Source organism: Pseudomonas cremoris (assembly GCF_014230465.1).
On sequence record NZ_JAAXCY010000013.1, the window covers coordinates 59,954 to 75,880 of the forward strand.

Annotated in this window: 16 protein-coding genes; 8 read left to right on the top strand and 8 right to left on the bottom strand. The window is 60.3% G+C overall.

The annotated features are described in order from the left end of the window. Positions 1–109 precede the first annotated feature (109 nt). Positions 110–496, top strand: a complete 387-nt coding sequence (locus tag HF257_RS27590) for an MAPEG family protein (protein ID WP_185709174.1) — start codon at positions 110–112, stop codon at positions 494–496. A gap of 128 nt (positions 497–624) precedes the next feature. Here HF257_RS27590 and mltA read toward each other — a convergent pair whose 3' ends face one another. Then, complete coding sequence (mltA, locus tag HF257_RS27595; protein ID WP_185709175.1) at positions 625–1,809, bottom strand: murein transglycosylase A; 1,185 nt, start codon at positions 1,807–1,809, stop codon at positions 625–627. A gap of 129 nt (positions 1,810–1,938) precedes the next feature. Between mltA and HF257_RS27600 the strand changes: the two genes are divergently transcribed. Then, on the top strand, positions 1,939–2,388 hold the full coding sequence (locus HF257_RS27600; RefSeq protein ID WP_185709176.1) for a c-type cytochrome: 450 nt from the start codon (positions 1,939–1,941) through the stop codon (positions 2,386–2,388). 6 nt (positions 2,389–2,394) lie between these two features. On the opposite strand, the gene HF257_RS27605 is transcribed toward HF257_RS27600, so the two are convergent. The 5 genes from HF257_RS27605 to HF257_RS27625 form a co-directional block, all read right to left on the bottom strand. Further along, positions 2,395–2,790, bottom strand: coding sequence for a DUF1090 domain-containing protein (locus HF257_RS27605; RefSeq protein WP_185709177.1), 396 nt, complete (start codon positions 2,788–2,790; stop codon positions 2,395–2,397). Positions 2,791–2,829: 39 nt separating this feature from the next. Next, entirely contained in the window at positions 2,830–4,494 is a 1,665-nt protein-coding gene (ligB, locus tag HF257_RS27610; RefSeq protein ID WP_185709178.1) for an NAD-dependent DNA ligase LigB, read from the bottom strand. Between the two features lie 95 nt (positions 4,495–4,589). After that, positions 4,590–4,943, bottom strand: a complete 354-nt coding sequence (locus tag HF257_RS27615; RefSeq protein WP_185709179.1) for a hypothetical protein — start codon at positions 4,941–4,943, stop codon at positions 4,590–4,592. Positions 4,944–5,161: 218 nt separating this feature from the next. After that, positions 5,162–6,352, bottom strand: coding sequence for a methionine adenosyltransferase (gene metK, locus HF257_RS27620; RefSeq protein ID WP_185709180.1), 1,191 nt, complete (start codon positions 6,350–6,352; stop codon positions 5,162–5,164). Between the two features lie 19 nt (positions 6,353–6,371). Next, positions 6,372–7,367 (bottom strand): ArsR/SmtB family transcription factor, encoded by a 996-nt coding sequence (locus HF257_RS27625; RefSeq protein ID WP_185709181.1) that lies wholly within the window; start codon positions 7,365–7,367, stop codon positions 6,372–6,374. A gap of 259 nt (positions 7,368–7,626) precedes the next feature. Between HF257_RS27625 and tkt the strand changes: the two genes are divergently transcribed. From tkt to fba, 6 genes are all read left to right on the top strand, one after another. Further along, positions 7,627–9,624: a transketolase gene (gene tkt / locus HF257_RS27630; protein ID WP_185709182.1), complete on the top strand. Its 1,998-nt coding sequence runs from the start codon at positions 7,627–7,629 to the stop codon at positions 9,622–9,624. 141 nt (positions 9,625–9,765) lie between these two features. Then, complete coding sequence (epd, locus tag HF257_RS27635) at positions 9,766–10,821, top strand: erythrose-4-phosphate dehydrogenase (protein ID WP_185709183.1); 1,056 nt, start codon at positions 9,766–9,768, stop codon at positions 10,819–10,821. A 17-nt stretch (positions 10,822–10,838) separates the two neighbouring features. Further along, entirely contained in the window at positions 10,839–12,002 is a 1,164-nt protein-coding gene (locus HF257_RS27640) for a phosphoglycerate kinase (protein WP_185709184.1), read from the top strand. A 29-nt stretch (positions 12,003–12,031) separates the two neighbouring features. Continuing rightward, positions 12,032–12,259 carry a hypothetical protein gene (locus tag HF257_RS27645; RefSeq protein ID WP_185709185.1) on the top strand — a complete coding sequence of 76 codons (228 nt, stop codon included), beginning with the start codon at positions 12,032–12,034 and terminating at the stop codon, positions 12,257–12,259. 27 nt (positions 12,260–12,286) lie between these two features. After that, positions 12,287–12,622 (top strand): MliC family protein, encoded by a 336-nt coding sequence (locus HF257_RS27650; protein WP_185709186.1) that lies wholly within the window; start codon positions 12,287–12,289, stop codon positions 12,620–12,622. A 124-nt stretch (positions 12,623–12,746) separates the two neighbouring features. Next, complete coding sequence (gene fba / locus HF257_RS27655; RefSeq protein ID WP_122488823.1) at positions 12,747–13,811, top strand: class II fructose-bisphosphate aldolase; 1,065 nt, start codon at positions 12,747–12,749, stop codon at positions 13,809–13,811. Positions 13,812–13,862: 51 nt separating this feature from the next. On the opposite strand, the gene alr is transcribed toward fba, so the two are convergent. After that, positions 13,863–15,092 carry an alanine racemase gene (gene alr, locus HF257_RS27660; RefSeq protein WP_185709187.1) on the bottom strand — a complete coding sequence of 410 codons (1,230 nt, stop codon included), beginning with the start codon at positions 15,090–15,092 and terminating at the stop codon, positions 13,863–13,865. Between the two features lie 143 nt (positions 15,093–15,235). Then, entirely contained in the window at positions 15,236–15,901 is a 666-nt protein-coding gene (locus HF257_RS27665) for a polysaccharide lyase family 7 protein (RefSeq protein WP_185709188.1), read from the bottom strand. Positions 15,902–15,927: the final 26 nt, after the last annotated feature.

The following is a 15,927-nucleotide window of genomic DNA, read 5'->3' on the forward strand; positions in this document are numbered from 1 at the left end:
CTTTCCAGGTGTGGCGGTTCATAGCGGTAAGTGCGGCTCGCCAGAATTGGTGCTAAAACTCTAATTTCTGTTTCAAATTAAACATAGAAAACTATAAAAGGAATCGGTGATGACGGTAGCGTTCTGGTGTGTGTTGATCGCAATTTTCCTGCCTTACCTGTGCACGGGCGTGGCCAAGTTCAGCGGCGGCAAGTTCGGGCCGCGTCAGAACCATGACCCGCGTGCATTCCTGGAAACCCTCGAAGGGTTTGCCAAACGTGCCCACAGCGCGCAGCTCAACAGTTTCGAAGTTACCCCGGCGTTTGCTGCGGCGGTGATTATCGCGCACTTGGCCGGTACCGCCGAATTGGTGACCATCAATGTGCTGGCTGTGCTGTTTATCACCAGCCGCCTGCTGTACATCATTTGCTACCTGGCGGACTGGGCGATCCTGCGTTCGCTGGTGTGGTTCGCGGGGATGGCGTTGATTGCGAGTTTCTTCTTCGTCTCGATGTAACGTTTGACGTAAATCCCCTGTGGGAGCGGGCTTGCTCGCGAATGCGGTGTGTCAGTCAGCACATCTGATACTGATACACCGCATTCGCGAGCAAGCCCGCTCCCACATTTTTGATCTTCAGCGTCCTTTTAGGTGCCGGCAGGAGCTTCAGGTACTTGAGGTAGCGCTGCACCCTTGGGCCACAACATCCAGATCTGCCCCTGCTGCTTCATATTCCCCGCCAACTCCCCCGCCGCAGCACCGGTGCCCCAGAACAAGTCGGCACGCACTTCGCCGGTGATCGCGCCGCCAGTGTCTTGCGCGGCAACAGGCCTTGCGATGGGAGAACCATCTGGTTTGGTCGTGGACAGCCACAACAGGCTGCCCAGCGGAATCACCTTGCGATCCACCGCTACGCTATAACCGGCCGTCAACGGTACGTTCAGCGAGCCGCGCGGGCCTTCGTTGCTGTCGGGGCGGGCGCTGAAGAACACGTAGCTGGGGTTGCTCGCCAGCAGTTCCGGGATGCGTTGTGGGTTGGCCTTGGCCCAGGCGCTGATGGCGCCCATGGTCACGTCTTCTTTCTTCAACTCACCTTGCTCCACCAGCCAACGGCCGATGGGACGGTAGGGGTAGCCGTTCTGGTCGCCATAGCCGACGCGCAGTTGGCGCCCACCGGCCAGTTGAATGCGACCTGAGCCTTGGATCTGCAGAAATTGCAGGTCCATCGGGTCTGTCAGCCAGGCAATCGGCTTGGCCGTGGAGCCTTGGCCATTGATGGCGCTGGCGTCGTCGTAAGGCTTGAGCACTCGACCTTCCAGGCGACCGCGCAGGCGCTTGCCCTTGAGTTCGGGGTAGATGCTTTCCAGGTTGACGATGATCAGGTCATCCGGCACGCCATACACCGGTACATGGGCGGTGGCGGTCTTGGTCAGGCTGCCGGGGTAGACCGGTTCGTAGTAGCCGGTGATCAGGCCGTTGGGGGTATTGTCTGCCGAGCGCAGGCCGAACACATCCAGGCGCTCCTTGAGAAAACCACGCACCGCCACGGCATTGCCGGGCACCGTGGCTGCTGCTGCGCAGGTCGCGCCCCAGATCGGGTCGGCCTTGAGGCGTTGGCAGGCGCTGCGCCAGGATTCGAAGCCGGCGAGCAAGTCGCTGTCGGACACGGCTGGCAGGGCTTCCCAGGGGGCGCTTACATAGGTGGCGACGGCGTGAGGCTTTGAAGTTTCATCTTTGGCTGGCTCTTTACCCGCATCGCAACCGGCTAGCAGTGCAATCATCGGTAAAGCCCACGCCAACCGGAGGCTCCAGCGTTTTGAAGTGACATTCATACACAAAATTCCTGACGCGATTGCCCGCGCCGCAGCGCTTTTGGGCAACCCTTATTATTAATAGGGCTATTGGTCTTTACGGGCGGGGCGAGGATACTGGCCGCCGTTTCCCGTGACCTCGAAGCCACCATGACTTTTAAAAGACTGACCGTTGTATTGCTGGCCTGCCTGACACTGTCCGCCTGTGGCGGTGTTGATCCGAATTCGCCCCTGGGCCAGCGCAAGGCGATCTTCAAGCAGATGCTCAAGACCGGCGAAGACCTGGGCGGCATGTTGCGCGGGCGCATTCCCTTCGACGGCGCGAAATTCGCTGACGGCGCAGTCAAACTGGATGCGTTGTCCCATGAACCGTGGAAACATTTCCCGAGCGTGCGTGAAGAAGACCACACCAGCGCCAAGGATGACGTTTGGCAGCAGCAGGCACGCTTCCAGGAACTGGCCCGCAACCTGGAAACGGCCACCGGTGAATTGGTGGTCGCAAGCCAGGTTCAGCCTTACAAGGCCAGTAATCTTGGGCCGGCCGTGCAGAAGGTCGAAGATGCCTGCACGGCCTGCCATAAACAGTTTCGGGACCACTGACCGGTTTTACTTGTCGAGGTCTTCCACGGCGTCTTGCAGTTCTTTGCGTGACTGGGCGAGCTTTTCCTTACGCTTGTTGATCTTGTCCGCGTCGCCTTTTTTCATGGCCTTGTCGAGGTCGGCCTGACGACGGCTGACCTCGTGCTTGGCGTCGAGCACCTTGTTTTCGCGCTCTTTGCGCAAGGATGCATCGGTGCAATTGGCGGTCACTTCGCTCAGGGCTTTTTCCAGGCCGGCTTGTTGTTCAGTGTTGCCGTGGGCCTTGGCTTGTTCGATCTGGGTGCTGATGGCTTGGCGTTTGGCGGCGCAGCCGGTGAGCTCTGGTGCTTCCTCGGCAGCCAGCAACGGCGTGGCCATGAAGCTTGCGACGGTCAGCAGGGCAAAAGGGGCTAGAAATTTCATGTGGGGCTCCAAGGTCGCAGTCTTATGGCCGGGCTGGGTTCAAAACCCGTCGATACCGGCCACGCGTAGTGTTTCAGCCAAGGCCTGAACTTGCGGGTCGCGAAAGAAGGCGCGCAATTGCGCCGCACGGCCCGGGCCGATGCCATCGATGGCCAGCCAGGCTTGGGTGTCTCTGGCAACCAGCGTCTGCCAGTCACCTTCCAGGTTGTAACGTGCCGCAGGCGGTACACCCAGGGCTTTGAGCCATTGTGCGAAGGGCCGTTGTCGTGCGCTGTGGAGGCTGTCGAGTACCCGCGCACGGCTGCGATCACCCAAGCCGTCAATGTTAGCAAGCTCTGCCGTATCCAGGGTTAACCAATCGAGAAAGCTTGCGATTAGACCGGCCTGGATCAATACGTTCCAGGTCTCGCGACCTATATGCGGCAAGGCCAGCCCCTGGTTGCTGCTCAGCCAGGTGAGCCGGGCGAGCAATTGTTCTTCGCAGCCGGGGTCCAACTGCCAGCAGCTCAAGGCGTGAAAGTCGCCGGGCTTGGGTACGGGCATCTCCACCCGGGTCGCGTTGCGCAGAATCACCTGGTCCAGCCGGGGAATGACTTGGCCTGCCAGGCTGATGGACACTTGATCGCCGGGGCGTATATCCAGCGCTTGCCAGCGTTGCAAGGAGCCAGTGCTCACGCGGCTGATCTGTCTGTCGTCCAGCCGTACCGGTTCCAACTCCAGGACCGGCGTGATGCGCCCGGTCCGGCCGATCTTGAATTGAACCTCGCGCACCAGAGCAAGCGCTTTGGTGGCTGGGTACTTCCAGGCGGCAGCCCAATACGGCGCGCTGACCTGCCAGCGCCCGGCGGGTGCACGCTGCGCCTGGTGCAGCACTATTCCATCGCTGGCGAAGGGCAGCGGGTGGTTGTACCAGTAGGTACGCCAGTGCGCGGCTTCGCTGACGTGTTGAATGGGGCGGCTGTAACGCTGACTGTCGCTGAAGCCCCAGCGTGCCAGTGTCTCAAGGTATTCGGTGAATGAGGCTGTTCCATCTGGCCAGGCCCAGACGAACAGGCCGATGCCGGCTGCATCGGTTTCGCTCAATGCTCGGCGGTTCATCAGCCCGGCTACCTTGCTGCGAGTATTGAGCCCGCCGTGCGCCGATTGCACATGGTCAACAAGGCGCCAATAGAGCTCGCCTTGCAGTACCAGGTCGATGGGCTCCGGCAACTGCTGGACAATGCCGGGGATCTTGCGCGCGGAAGTGGACCAGTCCTGGCCGAGCATGCCATCGCCACGGCTGATGACCTGGTTCAACCGACCCTGGCGATACACCAGGGTCACGGCAACGCCGTCTACTTTGGGTTGGACCCAGACATCCCTGCGAGTACCCAGCCAGGCCCCGACCGCCTGCTCATCCAGCAGTTTTTCCAGGCCGGTATGGGCGACCGGATGCCGAAGGGTGCCCCTTGAAGTGGCGAGGGGGTTGTCGGGTGTCGCGGTGGGTTGGGAGAAACACTGGCGCCAATGCGCCAGGCGCTGGCGAGCCTGGTCGTAGAGCTCATCGCTGACTGGGGATTGGCCGAGTCGGTGGTAACTGTCATCCCACTGGCTGATTTGCGTGGCCAGGTTTTCGACTAGCGTATGGGCCTCATCGGGGCAGTTTTCGGCCTGCGTCCAGAAGGGGAGGACACCGAGTAAAAGAGCGATCAATCGACGCATCATGAGCATCCTTGCTCGGAAGGGGCGCCCAGCCTAAATGATCCACACGGACACAAAAAAGCCCCGACAGTGCGGGGCTTTTTACTGGGTGTTTCTACTTACTTGAACAGACCGCCCAGGGCTTTGACTGGGTCAGGCTTATCAGCCTTTGCTTCCTGTGTTTGTTGCTTGGCGTCGGCTTTGGCTTGGGTTTCAGCTAATTTGTCACAGCCTTTGTTGACCTGGTCCTGGGCCGCTTTGAAGGCCTTGACGGACAAGGTGTCTTTCTTGGCTTCGGCTGCATCGATCTTGGCTTGCAGGTCTTTGGCGTGCTGCTGGCAGTCGCCGGAGTCGCCGCCACCCAGTTGGGAGGTCAGGGCGCCACTTACTGCGCTCAGGTCGATACCGGCGTGAGCCGGCAGGGTGAACAGGCTGAGCAGAAGAGCGGCAGGGGCGAGCGTGGAGATGCGCATGAAAACCTCAATGTTCGATTGCTTGCGCGCTTATGGCTCCCGGGCAGGCGCAATGCAATATCCAAGTAAGGTCTAAGGCCCGAGAGGGCGCGGATTCTAGTGGGCCATCATTTGGCCTGCAAGGTTTGGATCCAAAAAATGTGAATGTCGCCGCGAATCTCCCGGCAATAAAAAGCCCCGCCGGGCGAACCTGGCGGGGCTTTGGGTATGGCGCGGTATTACAGGCCGGCAGCGACGCGCAGGTCGTTGGCGCGGTCGGTTTTTTCCCAGGTGAACGTGGTGAAGGTGTCGTCGCCGACAGTCTTCTGCGCTGGAGTACGACCGAAGTGGCCGTAGGCTGCAGTTTCCTGGTACATCGGGTGCAGCAGGTCGAGCATGGTGGTGATCGCGTAAGGGCGCAGGTCGAAGATCTCACGCACCAGTTTTACGATCTTGTCATCGCTGATCTTGCCGGTGCCAAAGGTATTCAGCGAGATCGACGTAGGCTGGGCTACACCGATAGCGTAGGAAACCTGGATCTCGCAACGCTCAGCCAGGCCGGCCGCGACGATGTTCTTGGCCACGTAGCGACCGGCGTAGGCCGCCGAACGGTCAACCTTGGATGGGTCTTTACCCGAGAACGCGCCGCCGCCGTGACGGGCCATGCCGCCGTAGCTGTCGACGATGATCTTGCGACCGGTCAGGCCGCAGTCGCCCACTGGGCCACCAATGATGAACTGGCCAGTCGGGTTGATGTGGAACTGGGTGTCCTTGGTTAGCAGGTCGGCCGGCAGTACGTGCTTGACGATCAGCTCCATCACGCCTTCACGCAGGTCAGCGTAGGAAACGTCCGGGTTGTGCTGGGTCGACAGAACAACGGCGTCGATACCCACCACCTTGCCGCCTTCATAACGGCAGGTCACCTGGGACTTGGCGTCTGGGCGCAGCCATGGCAGCAAGCCGCTTTTGCGGGCTTCGGCCTGGCGTTGCACCAATTGGTGCGAGAAGGTAATCGGTGCTGGCATCAGCACGTCGGTTTCGTTGCTGGCGTAGCCGAACATCAGGCCCTGGTCGCCGGCGCCCTGGTCTTCTGGCTTGGCGCGGTCGACACCCTGGTTGATGTCCGGGGACTGCTTGCCGATGATGTTCATCACGCCGCAGGTCGCGCCGTCGAAGCCGACGTCGGAGCTGGTGTAGCCGATGTCGGTGATCACGTCACGAACGATCTGCTCGAGGTCAACCCAGGCGGTGGTGGTCACTTCGCCAGCGATGATTGCTACACCGGTTTTCACCAGAGTCTCGCAGGCCACACGGGCGTGCTTGTCTTCAGCAATGATGGCGTCCAGCACCGCGTCAGAAATCTGGTCGGCGATTTTGTCCGGATGCCCTTCAGACACGGACTCGGAGGTGAAAAGGGAGTATTCGCTCATCTCGATGTTTTCCTGATATTTACCGATGGTGAGTGTCGCCAGCCGGTCGCTGAAAATGGCGGACCTGGATCTGGAAACCATTACGTAAACCTACATAGAGGCTTTCCCCGGGAACGAGTCCCGCAGCGGTGGCCCAACGGGCCAGATCGTCCTGTTCAAAGCCCAACCAGAGATCACCGCAGGCCTCCCTGGCCCAATTCTGGTTGTGGCTGCATAAATCCGTAACCAACAGGCTACCGCCGGGATGCAGCAACCCGGCCATTTGCTTGAGGGCGTCGGCGGGGGCGGCGAAATGGTGCAAGACCATGTTCAGCACCACGCAGTCGGCCTTGATCGTTGTGCCACTGAGCGCGTCAGCCAACTGCAGGCTGACATTGCCCAGTGCTTCGCGCTCGCACAGTTGGCGTGCCAGTTCGAGCATTGCCGGGCTGTTATCCAGCGCCGTGACCTGGTGAAAGCGCCGCGCCAGTTCCGGCAAGAAACCGCCATCTCCAGGGCCGACTTCCAGCGCGGTGGCTTCATCACTGAAGCTCAGCTTGTCCAGCATCGCCAGTACGCTGTCGCGGTATTGGGCCAGCCCGGCGATCAGGTCCTGCTGGGCGCGAAACTTCTCGGCGATCCGTGCGAAAAAGTCCTGGCTCGCCGCAGCGCGTTGCCCGTGGACCTGGCCGATACGCGACTGCACGTCAGTCGGCAGGCTCAGGCCGTCCACTTCCTCGAGCAAGGCAGCGTGCAGCTTGCCGCCCAGCAGATCGGTGTGGGGCAGGGCGCGACGGTAAAAAATCGCATTGCCTTCGCGGCGAGTGGCCACCAGATCGGCCTGGGCCAATACTTTCAAATGGTGGCTCATGCCGGACTGGCCGATGGCGAAGATCTGCGCCAGCTCCAGTACGCCGAAGGAATCGTTGGCCAGTGCTCGCAATACGTTCAGACGCAACGGATCTCCAGCGGCCTTGCACAAGGCTGCCAGTTCATCGCCGTCGTCGGGGCGCAGGGAAGGCATGGGTAGATTCATAGGGCCAGCAGTCTAGAGACGGGTTTAAATCCCTGCAAGGCCAATATCAAAAAGTTTTGATATTGATCGATAAGTGGCGGTTATAAGCCGCCGCTATAACCTTTAGACGAATGAGTGGCCGGTTTCTGCAAGGGAATGGCGCCCAAAGCGCAGGAAAAACACCCTCAAGTGACTATCTGTCATTGCCCGCAGGCGGTGGCTGAGGGAAAATGCCGGTCCTTTTTTCCGTTTCTTTTAAGCAAACCCCAGGAGATCAGCGATGCCCAGCCGTCGTGAGCGTGCCAACGCCATTCGTGCCCTCAGCATGGATGCCGTGCAAAAAGCCAACAGCGGCCATCCCGGTGCCCCGATGGGCATGGCGGATATCGCCGAAGTACTTTGGCGTGACTACCTGAAACACAACCCGAGCAATCCATCGTTCGCCGACCGGGACCGCTTCGTGCTGTCCAACGGCCATGGCTCGATGCTGATTTATTCGCTGCTGCACCTGACCGGCTACGACGTCACCATCGACGATCTGAAAAGCTTCCGTCAGCTGCACAGCCGCACGCCGGGCCACCCGGAATTCGGCTACACCCCAGGCGTCGAGACCACCACCGGTCCCCTGGGCCAAGGCCTGGCGAATGCTGTTGGCTTCGCACTGGCAGAAAAAGTCCTGGGCGCACAGTTCAACCGCCCTGGCCACAACATCGTCGATCACCACACCTACGTGTTCCTGGGTGATGGCTGCATGATGGAAGGCATTTCCCACGAAGTCGCTTCCCTGGCCGGCACCTTGGGCCTGGGTAAGCTGATTGCGTTCTACGATGACAACGGCATCTCCATCGACGGCGAAGTCGAAGGCTGGTTCACCGATGACACCCCTAAGCGTTTCGAAGCCTACAACTGGCAGGTGATCCGCAATGTCGACGGCCACGATCCGGAAGAGATCAAGACCGCCATCGACACCGCCCGCAAAAGCGAGCAGCCAACCCTGATCTGCTGCAAGACCACCATCGGTTTCGGTTCGCCGAACAAGCAAGGTAAAGAAGACTGCCACGGCGCCCCACTGGGTGACGCGGAAATCGCCCTGACCCGTGCTGCGCTGAAGTGGAACCACGGCCCGTTCGAAATCCCAGCCGACATCTACGCCGAATGGGATGCCAAGGAAAAAGGCCTGGCCACCGAAGCCGAGTGGGATCAGCGTTTCGCGGCCTACTCCGCCGAATTCCCTGAGCTGGCCAACGAGCTGGTACGCCGCCTGGCCGGTGACCTGCCTGCCGATTTCTCGGAAAAAGCCTCGGCCTACATCGCCGAAGTCGCGGCCAAGGGCGAGACCATCGCCAGCCGTAAAGCCAGCCAGAACACCCTGAACGCCTTTGGCCCGCTGCTGCCTGAGATCCTCGGCGGTTCGGCCGACCTGGCCGGTTCCAACCTGACCCTGTGGAAAGGCTGCAAAGGCGTGTCGGCTGAAGACGCCAGCGGCAACTACATGTACTACGGCGTACGTGAGTTCGGCATGAGCGCCATCATGAACGGCGTGTCCCTGCACGGCGGCCTGGTGCCTTACGGCGCGACCTTCCTGATGTTCATGGAATACGCCCGTAACGCCGTACGCATGGCGGCGCTGATGAAGAAGCGTGTGATCCATGTGTACACCCACGACTCCATCGGCCTGGGCGAAGACGGCCCGACGCACCAGCCGGTCGAGCAGCTGACCAGCCTGCGTACCACACCGAACTTGGACACCTGGCGCCCAGCCGACGCGGTGGAATCCGCCGTGGCCTGGAAGCACGCCATTGAGCGTAAAGACGGCCCTTCGGCGCTGATCTTCTCCCGTCAGAACCTGCAACACCAAGTGCGTACCGACGCGCAGATCGCCGACATCAGCCGTGGTGGCTACGTGCTCAAGGACTGCATCGGCGAGCCGGAGCTGATCCTGATCTCCACCGGTTCCGAAGTGGGCCTGACCGTTCAGGCGTACGACAAGCTCACCGAGCAAGGCCGCAAGGTTCGCGTGGTGTCGATCCCGTGCACCAGCGTGTTCGAAGCCCAAGATGCCGGCTACAAGCAATCGGTATTGCCGTTGCAGGTCAGCGCACGTATCGCTATCGAAGCGGCTCACGCCGACTACTGGTACAAGTACGTGGGCCTGGAAGGCCGCGTGATCGGCATGACCACCTACGGTGAGTCGGCGCCGGCGCCAGCGTTGTTCGAAGAGTTCGGTTTCACCCTGGACAACATCCTGGGTCAGGCTGAAGAGCTGCTGGAAGACTAAGGCTGTAAATTGGGGTGGCTGTACTGGCGCCTTCGCGAGCAAGCCCGCTCCCACATTAGATCGCGGTCTAAATGTGGGAGCGGGCTTGCTCGCGAAGGCGGCGGCACATTCACCCCTTTACCCAAGGTAATCGAGAACCCCATGCCTCAACCGCGTCCCTACAAAGTTGCACTCAACGGCTACGGCCGCATTGGTCGTTGCGTCTTGCGTGCTCTGTTCGAGCGAGGGGCGGCGGCTGGGTTTGAAATTGTTGCGATCAACGATCTGGCCGACATGGCCAGCATCGAATACCTGACACGCTTTGACTCCACCCACGGCCGCTTTCCAGGCGAAGTGCGGGTTGAGGACGACTGTCTGCATATCAATGGCAACTGCGTGAAGGTTTTACGCAGTGCTACCCCCGAAGGCATCGACTGGAAAGCATTGGGCGTTGACCTGGTGCTGGAATGTTCCGGTGTCTATCACACCCGTGCCGATGGCCAGCGTTTCCTTGATGCTGGCGCGCCACGTGTACTGTTTTCCCAGCCGATGGCCAGCGAGGCGGATGTCGACGCCACCATCGTCTATGGCATCAACCAGGATTGCCTGACCGGTGATGAGCTGTTGGTGTCCAACGCCTCCTGCACCACCAACTGCAGCGTGCCGCTGTTGCACTTGCTGGATCAGGCGATCGGCCTGGATTACGTGTCGATCACTACCATTCACTCGGCCATGAACGACCAGCCGGTGATCGACGCCTATCACCACGAAGACCTGCGCCGTACGCGTTCGGCGTTTCAGTCAGTGATTCCGGTGTCTACAGGCTTGGCGCGTGGTATCGAGCGACTGTTGCCGGAACTTGCCGGGCGAATCCAGGCCAAAGCCGTACGGGTGCCAACGGTGAACGTGTCCTGCCTGGACATCACCATGCAAACCGTCAGTGATACCGATGCGACGGAGGTCAACCGGATCCTGCGCGACGCCGCCACCAGCGGCCCGCTCAAAGGTCTACTGGCCTATACCGAGTTGCCCCACGCCAGTTGTGATTTCAACCACGACCCGCATTCGGCGATAGTCGATGCCAGCCAGACCCGCGTTTCCGGCCCGAGGCTGGTGAACATCCTGGCCTGGTTCGACAACGAATGGGGTTTTGCCAACCGCATGCTGGATGTTGCGGAACATTATCTGCACATCGCCTCTAAACAACCTCAACAGTAATTCAGGAACTGCGACCCATGACCGTGTTGAAGATGACCGACCTCGATCTGCAAGGTAAGCGCGTACTGATCCGCGAAGACCTCAACGTCCCAGTCAAGGACGGTGTTGTCACCAGCGATGCGCGAATCCTGGCCTCGCTGCCGACCATCAAGCTGGCCCTGGAAAAAGGCGCGGCCGTGATGGTCTGCTCCCACCTGGGTCGTCCGACCGAAGGTGAGTTCTCCGCCGAAAACAGCCTCAAGCCTGTAGCCGACTACCTCAGCAAAGCCCTGGGCCGCGACGTGCCATTGGTGGCTGACTACCTGGGTGGCGTCGACGTTAAAGCCGGCGACATCGTGCTGTTCGAAAACGTGCGCTTCAACAAGGGTGAGAAAAAGAACAGCGACGAACTAGCCCAGCAATACGCTGCGCTGTGCGACGTGTTCGTGATGGACGCCTTTGGCACCGCCCACCGCGCCGAAGGTTCGACCCACGGCGTGGCCAAGTTCGCCAAGGTCGCTGCCGCTGGCCCACTGTTGGCCGCCGAACTGGAAGCACTGGGCAAGGCCCTGGGCGCTCCGGCCCAACCGATGGCTGCGATCGTTGCCGGCTCCAAAGTCTCCACCAAGCTGGACGTGCTCAATAGCCTGAGCCAGATCTGCAACCAACTGATCGTCGGCGGTGGCATTGCCAACACCTTCCTGGCCGCAGCTGGTCACCCGGTGGGCAAGTCGCTGTACGAGCCAGACCTGCTGGACACCGCCCGTGCCATCGCCGCCAAGGTCAGCGTGCCGTTGCCGGTAGACGTGGTGGTCGCCAAGGAATTTGCCGAAAGCGCCGAGGCGACCGTCAAGCTGATCGCTGATGTGGCTGCCGACGACATGATTTTGGACATTGGCCCGCAAACTGCGGCCAACTTTGCCGAACTGCTGAAAGCCTCCCAGACCATCCTGTGGAACGGTCCGGTCGGCGTGTTCGAGTTCGACCAGTTCGGCAACGGCACCAAAGTGCTGGCCAAGGCCATTGCTGAAAGCTCGGCATTCTCGATTGCTGGCGGTGGCGACACCTTGGCTGCCATCGATAAATATGGCGTGGCCGATCAGATCTCCTACATTTCTACCGGTGGCGGCGCGTTCCTCGAATTCGTCGAGGGCAAAGTCTTGCCAGCCGTAGAAGTGCTGGAAACCCGAGCCAAAGGTTAAGGTTCGTGATCCGGAAAAGGAGCATTCCCATGATCAAGTCGTTGGCATTGGTGATCGCAGCGGGCCTGTTGGCCGGCTGCGGTAGCACGCCCAGCGCCAAGCCTGAGGCTGGAACGCCGGGGGCCGCGCAGAAAAAAAGCTGTTACCAGGCCGACTGGCAAGCCGAGACCATGCCGGTGATCAACAAGCGCATCGGCAATGAGCGGTTGGAGAAATACGACGCCGCGCCCAACGGTCAGGAACAGGGTTGTCCTTGACGGGTCTGATCAACACGAGGATTGGCAATGAAAGGCGTTATCGCCCTGGCATCACTGGCCCTGTTGGCCGGTTGCAGCAGCATGAACATGTTCAATAGCAAGGCTGAGCCTGCGGACAAGTGGACCACCTGGACCTGCGACAGCAAGGCCGAGGTCAACTGGCGCTTTGCCAACCAGGCCAAATCCGAGGTGGATGTACGCCTCGGCGGTTCCGACCAGGTTTACCGTCTTAAACAAGACGTCGCCGCCTCGGGCGTGCTGTACGCCAACGACCAATTGGCGTTTCACACAAAAGGTGAGGAAGGCCTGGTTTACTGGGTTGCCACCGACGATTTGATTGGGCGCGGCTGCAAAGCTCAGTAAGCCTGACAGCAATAACGATTCAGCACGCCAGGCATGCAAACCCTGACCTGCAATAACTTGAATAGCAGCCGCCGCTACGGCAGGCTTGCACGATTAACGACCCTCGACCGGGAGAGACAACACAATGGCACTTATCAGCATGCGTCAAATGCTGGACCACGCAGCCGAGTACGGCTACGGCGTCCCAGCCTTTAACGTCAACAACCTTGAGCAGATGCGCGCCATCATGGAAGCCGCTGACAAGACCGACTCCCCCGTGATCGTCCAGGCTTCGGCCGGTGCCCGCAAATACGCCGGCGCACCGTTCCTGCGTCACCTGATCCTCGCCGCGATCGAAGAATTCCCGCACATCCCGGTGTGCATGCACCAGGACCACGGCACCAGCCCTGACGTGTGCCAGCGCTCCATCCAACTGGGCTTCAGCTCGGTGATGATGGACGGCTCCCTCGGTGAAGACGGCAAGACTCCAACCGACTACGAATACAACGTGCGCGTTACCCAGCAAACCGTCGCCCTGGCCCACGCCTGCGGCGTATCGGTTGAAGGCGAGCTGGGCTGCCTGGGCTCCCTGGAAACCGGCATGGCTGGCGAAGAAGACGGCATCGGCGCCGAAGGCGTGCTGGATCACAGCCAAATGCTGACCGACCCGGAAGAAGCCGCTGACTTCGTGAAAAAGACCCAAGTTGACGCCCTGGCCATCGCCATCGGCACCAGCCACGGCGCTTACAAGTTCACCAAGCCGCCTACCGGCGACGTGTTGGCCATCGACCGCATCAAGGAAATCCACAAGCGCATCCCTAACACCCACTTGGTGATGCACGGTTCTTCCTCGGTCCCGCAAGAGTGGCTGGCGATCATCAACCAGTACGGCGGCGACATCAAAGAAACCTACGGCGTACCGGTTGAAGAAATCGTCGAAGGCATCAAGCACGGCGTGCGCAAGGTCAACATCGACACCGACCTGCGTTTGGCGTCCACCGGTGCGATGCGTCGCCTGATGGCCACCAACCCGAGCGAGTTCGACCCACGTAAGTTCTTCGGCGCGACCGTGACTGCGATGCGTGATGTGTGTATCGCGCGTTATGAAGCGTTTGGTACTGCCGGTAATGGTTCGAAGATCAAGCCGATCTCGCTGGAAGCGATGTACCAGCGTTACCTGAAAGGTGAGTTGAACGCTAAGGTGAACTAAGCCTCTGGTGTTTAAGAAAGCCCGCAGTGATGCGGGCTTTTTTGTGGCCGATTACTTATCCACCAGTACTTTCGGATTCGAGTTACCCCACACCGTATACAGATCCGCCAGCAGCGCCCCGTTGATGTCCTCGACTTCCGTCTGCGTGGTCTCCACTTTCCCCTGTTTGCCAAACAACACCACCTCATCCCCACTCTTCACTGTGGGCACATCGGTCACGTCCACCATCAACGTGTTCATCGACACCTTGCCCACCACCGGCACGCGGTGCCCGTTGATCAGCACGATGCCTTTGTTGGTGAACGCGCGGCGATAGCCGTCGGAGTAACCCACGGTGATGTTCGCCAGCTTTGAGTCCCGCGCCAGGGTGTAGGTGCGGTCATAGCCAACCGTGTTGCCCTTTGGATAGCTGTTCACCGAGGCCACATGGGACTTGAACTGCATCACGCGTTTGTATTCGGTAAAGGCCGGCACGGTATCGCCAAACAGCAGGCCGCCGGGGCGGACCATGTCCAGGCGTGCTTCCGGCACTTCCAGGGTGGCGAAGGAGTTGGCCGCGTGCAGGGTGATTTTGCTGCGGTCCAGTTGGGCGACGTTGATCAACCATTGCGCCTGTTCGTTGAAGGCCTTGAGCCCGGCGCGTACGTCGGCGGCGTCTTCGACGGCGAAGTGGGTCATGATCGCCTTTACTTCCAGGTTCGGCACCTTGGTGATGGCGACGGCATCGCGACGGCCTTGTGCGGTGGTCATTTCCACGCCGTTACGGCTCATGCCGCTGGAGTTCAAGCCCAGGTGCACCACCAGCGGGCGGCCGTGCTGCTCGGCGATGAGGCTGGCGCGTACGGCGAAGTCGAGGTTGCCCACCAATTCTTCGACGTTGTACGGCAGCGCGGCTTCCAGCTCACTCAAGGCGGCGGTGCGTACGCGGATCAGTTGGCCTTTGAAGCCGCTTTCGCGCACTACACGGATTTCTTCGTTACTGGCGACGCCAACACAGGGCACGCCCAGTTGAATGATCGAAGGCATCAACAAGCCGATGCCATGGCCGTAGGCATCCGCCTTGAGGACGGCACAGATTTTCGACTTGTCAGCGAGGGTGGCTTGCAGGGTACGGATGTTGTGTTCGAACGCAGCTTTGCTGATTTCGACCCAGGCGTTGCTGTCCTGGGTGTGCACTTGCGCCACCCCGTCGGTCATCGACAGTGGCGGGGCGGCGAAGGTTGGGTTGTGCAGCAGAACCAGGCCCATGGACAGGGCGAGCAGGGAACGAGAGAAGGGCATTTGAGCAGTCTCCATGACTTTTCTTATCGAGGGCTGTGCGCTAGCGCGGCGCCATACTCGGATCGTCCTACAAGAAAGTCGAGACCCTGGTCGCGGTTCTGTCCTAAAGCGTCGTGGGAGAGGGCGCTGAAGCGAATCAGCGGTCAGTCGTGGTCAATATCCAGCTTGGCAAACGTCACCCGCGCGCCTTCCTTGCTGTTGCCGCTGTTGTCCTGCACGTACGCGCCGGCCTTGAAGTACAGCGGCTTGGCTCCCCATGCGGCACCGATGCGCTCGTTCCACTCGCCATCCGCCGCGTACACGCTTAGCAGCCCGGCTTTATTCAGATTAATGACATAGGTGAAGCTCTTCTCCAGCGGCACGTTGGAGGCGACGATGATCGTGCGGCCTTCGTCTTCATCCGGGCGCATGCGCACCTTGGCGACGATATTGCCGGTCTGGGTCTTCTCCTTAAATTGGTATTCCAACTTGATCAGCGGTTTTTGACTGTCGTACGCGTGAATCTGGCCAATAACGATTTTGCCGCTGGACGGCACCTGGTTGACGGCCAAAGTAGCACGCAGGAAGTTGTTGGCATCGGGGTAGGTCCAGTTGCGCAGGCGGCCATCGGCGTAGGTTTCGCGCAATTCGCTGCGGGGGTAGATAGCGTTTTCGGTGCGAGTGCCGGTGACGGGGGTCCAGAATTGCACGTTGCTGCCTTCGGCCTGGAAATATTGGTCCTTGAAGCCGCTAAGCAGTTTCGGGGTGTCGATGGTCGCCGGCGGTGAGCCGACAGGAATGCTTAGGTTCCAGGTGGAGAGGTCGATCATGGCAGGTGCCTTTTACTGGGGGTGAA

What these genes read in the sequence shown, in the direction of transcription:
- HF257_RS27590 (WP_185709174.1), top strand. Translation starts at nt 110, where the DNA reads ATGACGGTAGCGTTCTGGTGTGTGTTGATCGCAATTTTCCTGCCTTAC.
- mltA (WP_185709175.1), bottom strand. Translation starts at nt 1,809, where the DNA reads ATGAATGTCACTTCAAAACGCTGGAGCCTCCGGTTGGCGTGGGCTTTA.
- HF257_RS27600 (WP_185709176.1), top strand. Translation starts at nt 1,939, where the DNA reads ATGACTTTTAAAAGACTGACCGTTGTATTGCTGGCCTGCCTGACACTG.
- HF257_RS27605 (WP_185709177.1), bottom strand. Translation starts at nt 2,790, where the DNA reads ATGAAATTTCTAGCCCCTTTTGCCCTGCTGACCGTCGCAAGCTTCATG.
- ligB (WP_185709178.1), bottom strand. Translation starts at nt 4,494, where the DNA reads ATGATGCGTCGATTGATCGCTCTTTTACTCGGTGTCCTCCCCTTCTGG.
- HF257_RS27615 (WP_185709179.1), bottom strand. Translation starts at nt 4,943, where the DNA reads ATGCGCATCTCCACGCTCGCCCCTGCCGCTCTTCTGCTCAGCCTGTTC.
- metK (WP_185709180.1), bottom strand. Translation starts at nt 6,352, where the DNA reads ATGAGCGAATACTCCCTTTTCACCTCCGAGTCCGTGTCTGAAGGGCAT.
- HF257_RS27625 (WP_185709181.1), bottom strand. Translation starts at nt 7,367, where the DNA reads ATGAATCTACCCATGCCTTCCCTGCGCCCCGACGACGGCGATGAACTG.
- tkt (WP_185709182.1), top strand. Translation starts at nt 7,627, where the DNA reads ATGCCCAGCCGTCGTGAGCGTGCCAACGCCATTCGTGCCCTCAGCATG.
- epd (WP_185709183.1), top strand. Translation starts at nt 9,766, where the DNA reads ATGCCTCAACCGCGTCCCTACAAAGTTGCACTCAACGGCTACGGCCGC.
- HF257_RS27640 (WP_185709184.1), top strand. Translation starts at nt 10,839, where the DNA reads ATGACCGTGTTGAAGATGACCGACCTCGATCTGCAAGGTAAGCGCGTA.
- HF257_RS27645 (WP_185709185.1), top strand. Translation starts at nt 12,032, where the DNA reads ATGATCAAGTCGTTGGCATTGGTGATCGCAGCGGGCCTGTTGGCCGGC.
- HF257_RS27650 (WP_185709186.1), top strand. Translation starts at nt 12,287, where the DNA reads ATGAAAGGCGTTATCGCCCTGGCATCACTGGCCCTGTTGGCCGGTTGC.
- fba (WP_122488823.1), top strand. Translation starts at nt 12,747, where the DNA reads ATGGCACTTATCAGCATGCGTCAAATGCTGGACCACGCAGCCGAGTAC.
- alr (WP_185709187.1), bottom strand. Translation starts at nt 15,092, where the DNA reads ATGCCCTTCTCTCGTTCCCTGCTCGCCCTGTCCATGGGCCTGGTTCTG.
- HF257_RS27665 (WP_185709188.1), bottom strand. Translation starts at nt 15,901, where the DNA reads ATGATCGACCTCTCCACCTGGAACCTAAGCATTCCTGTCGGCTCACCG.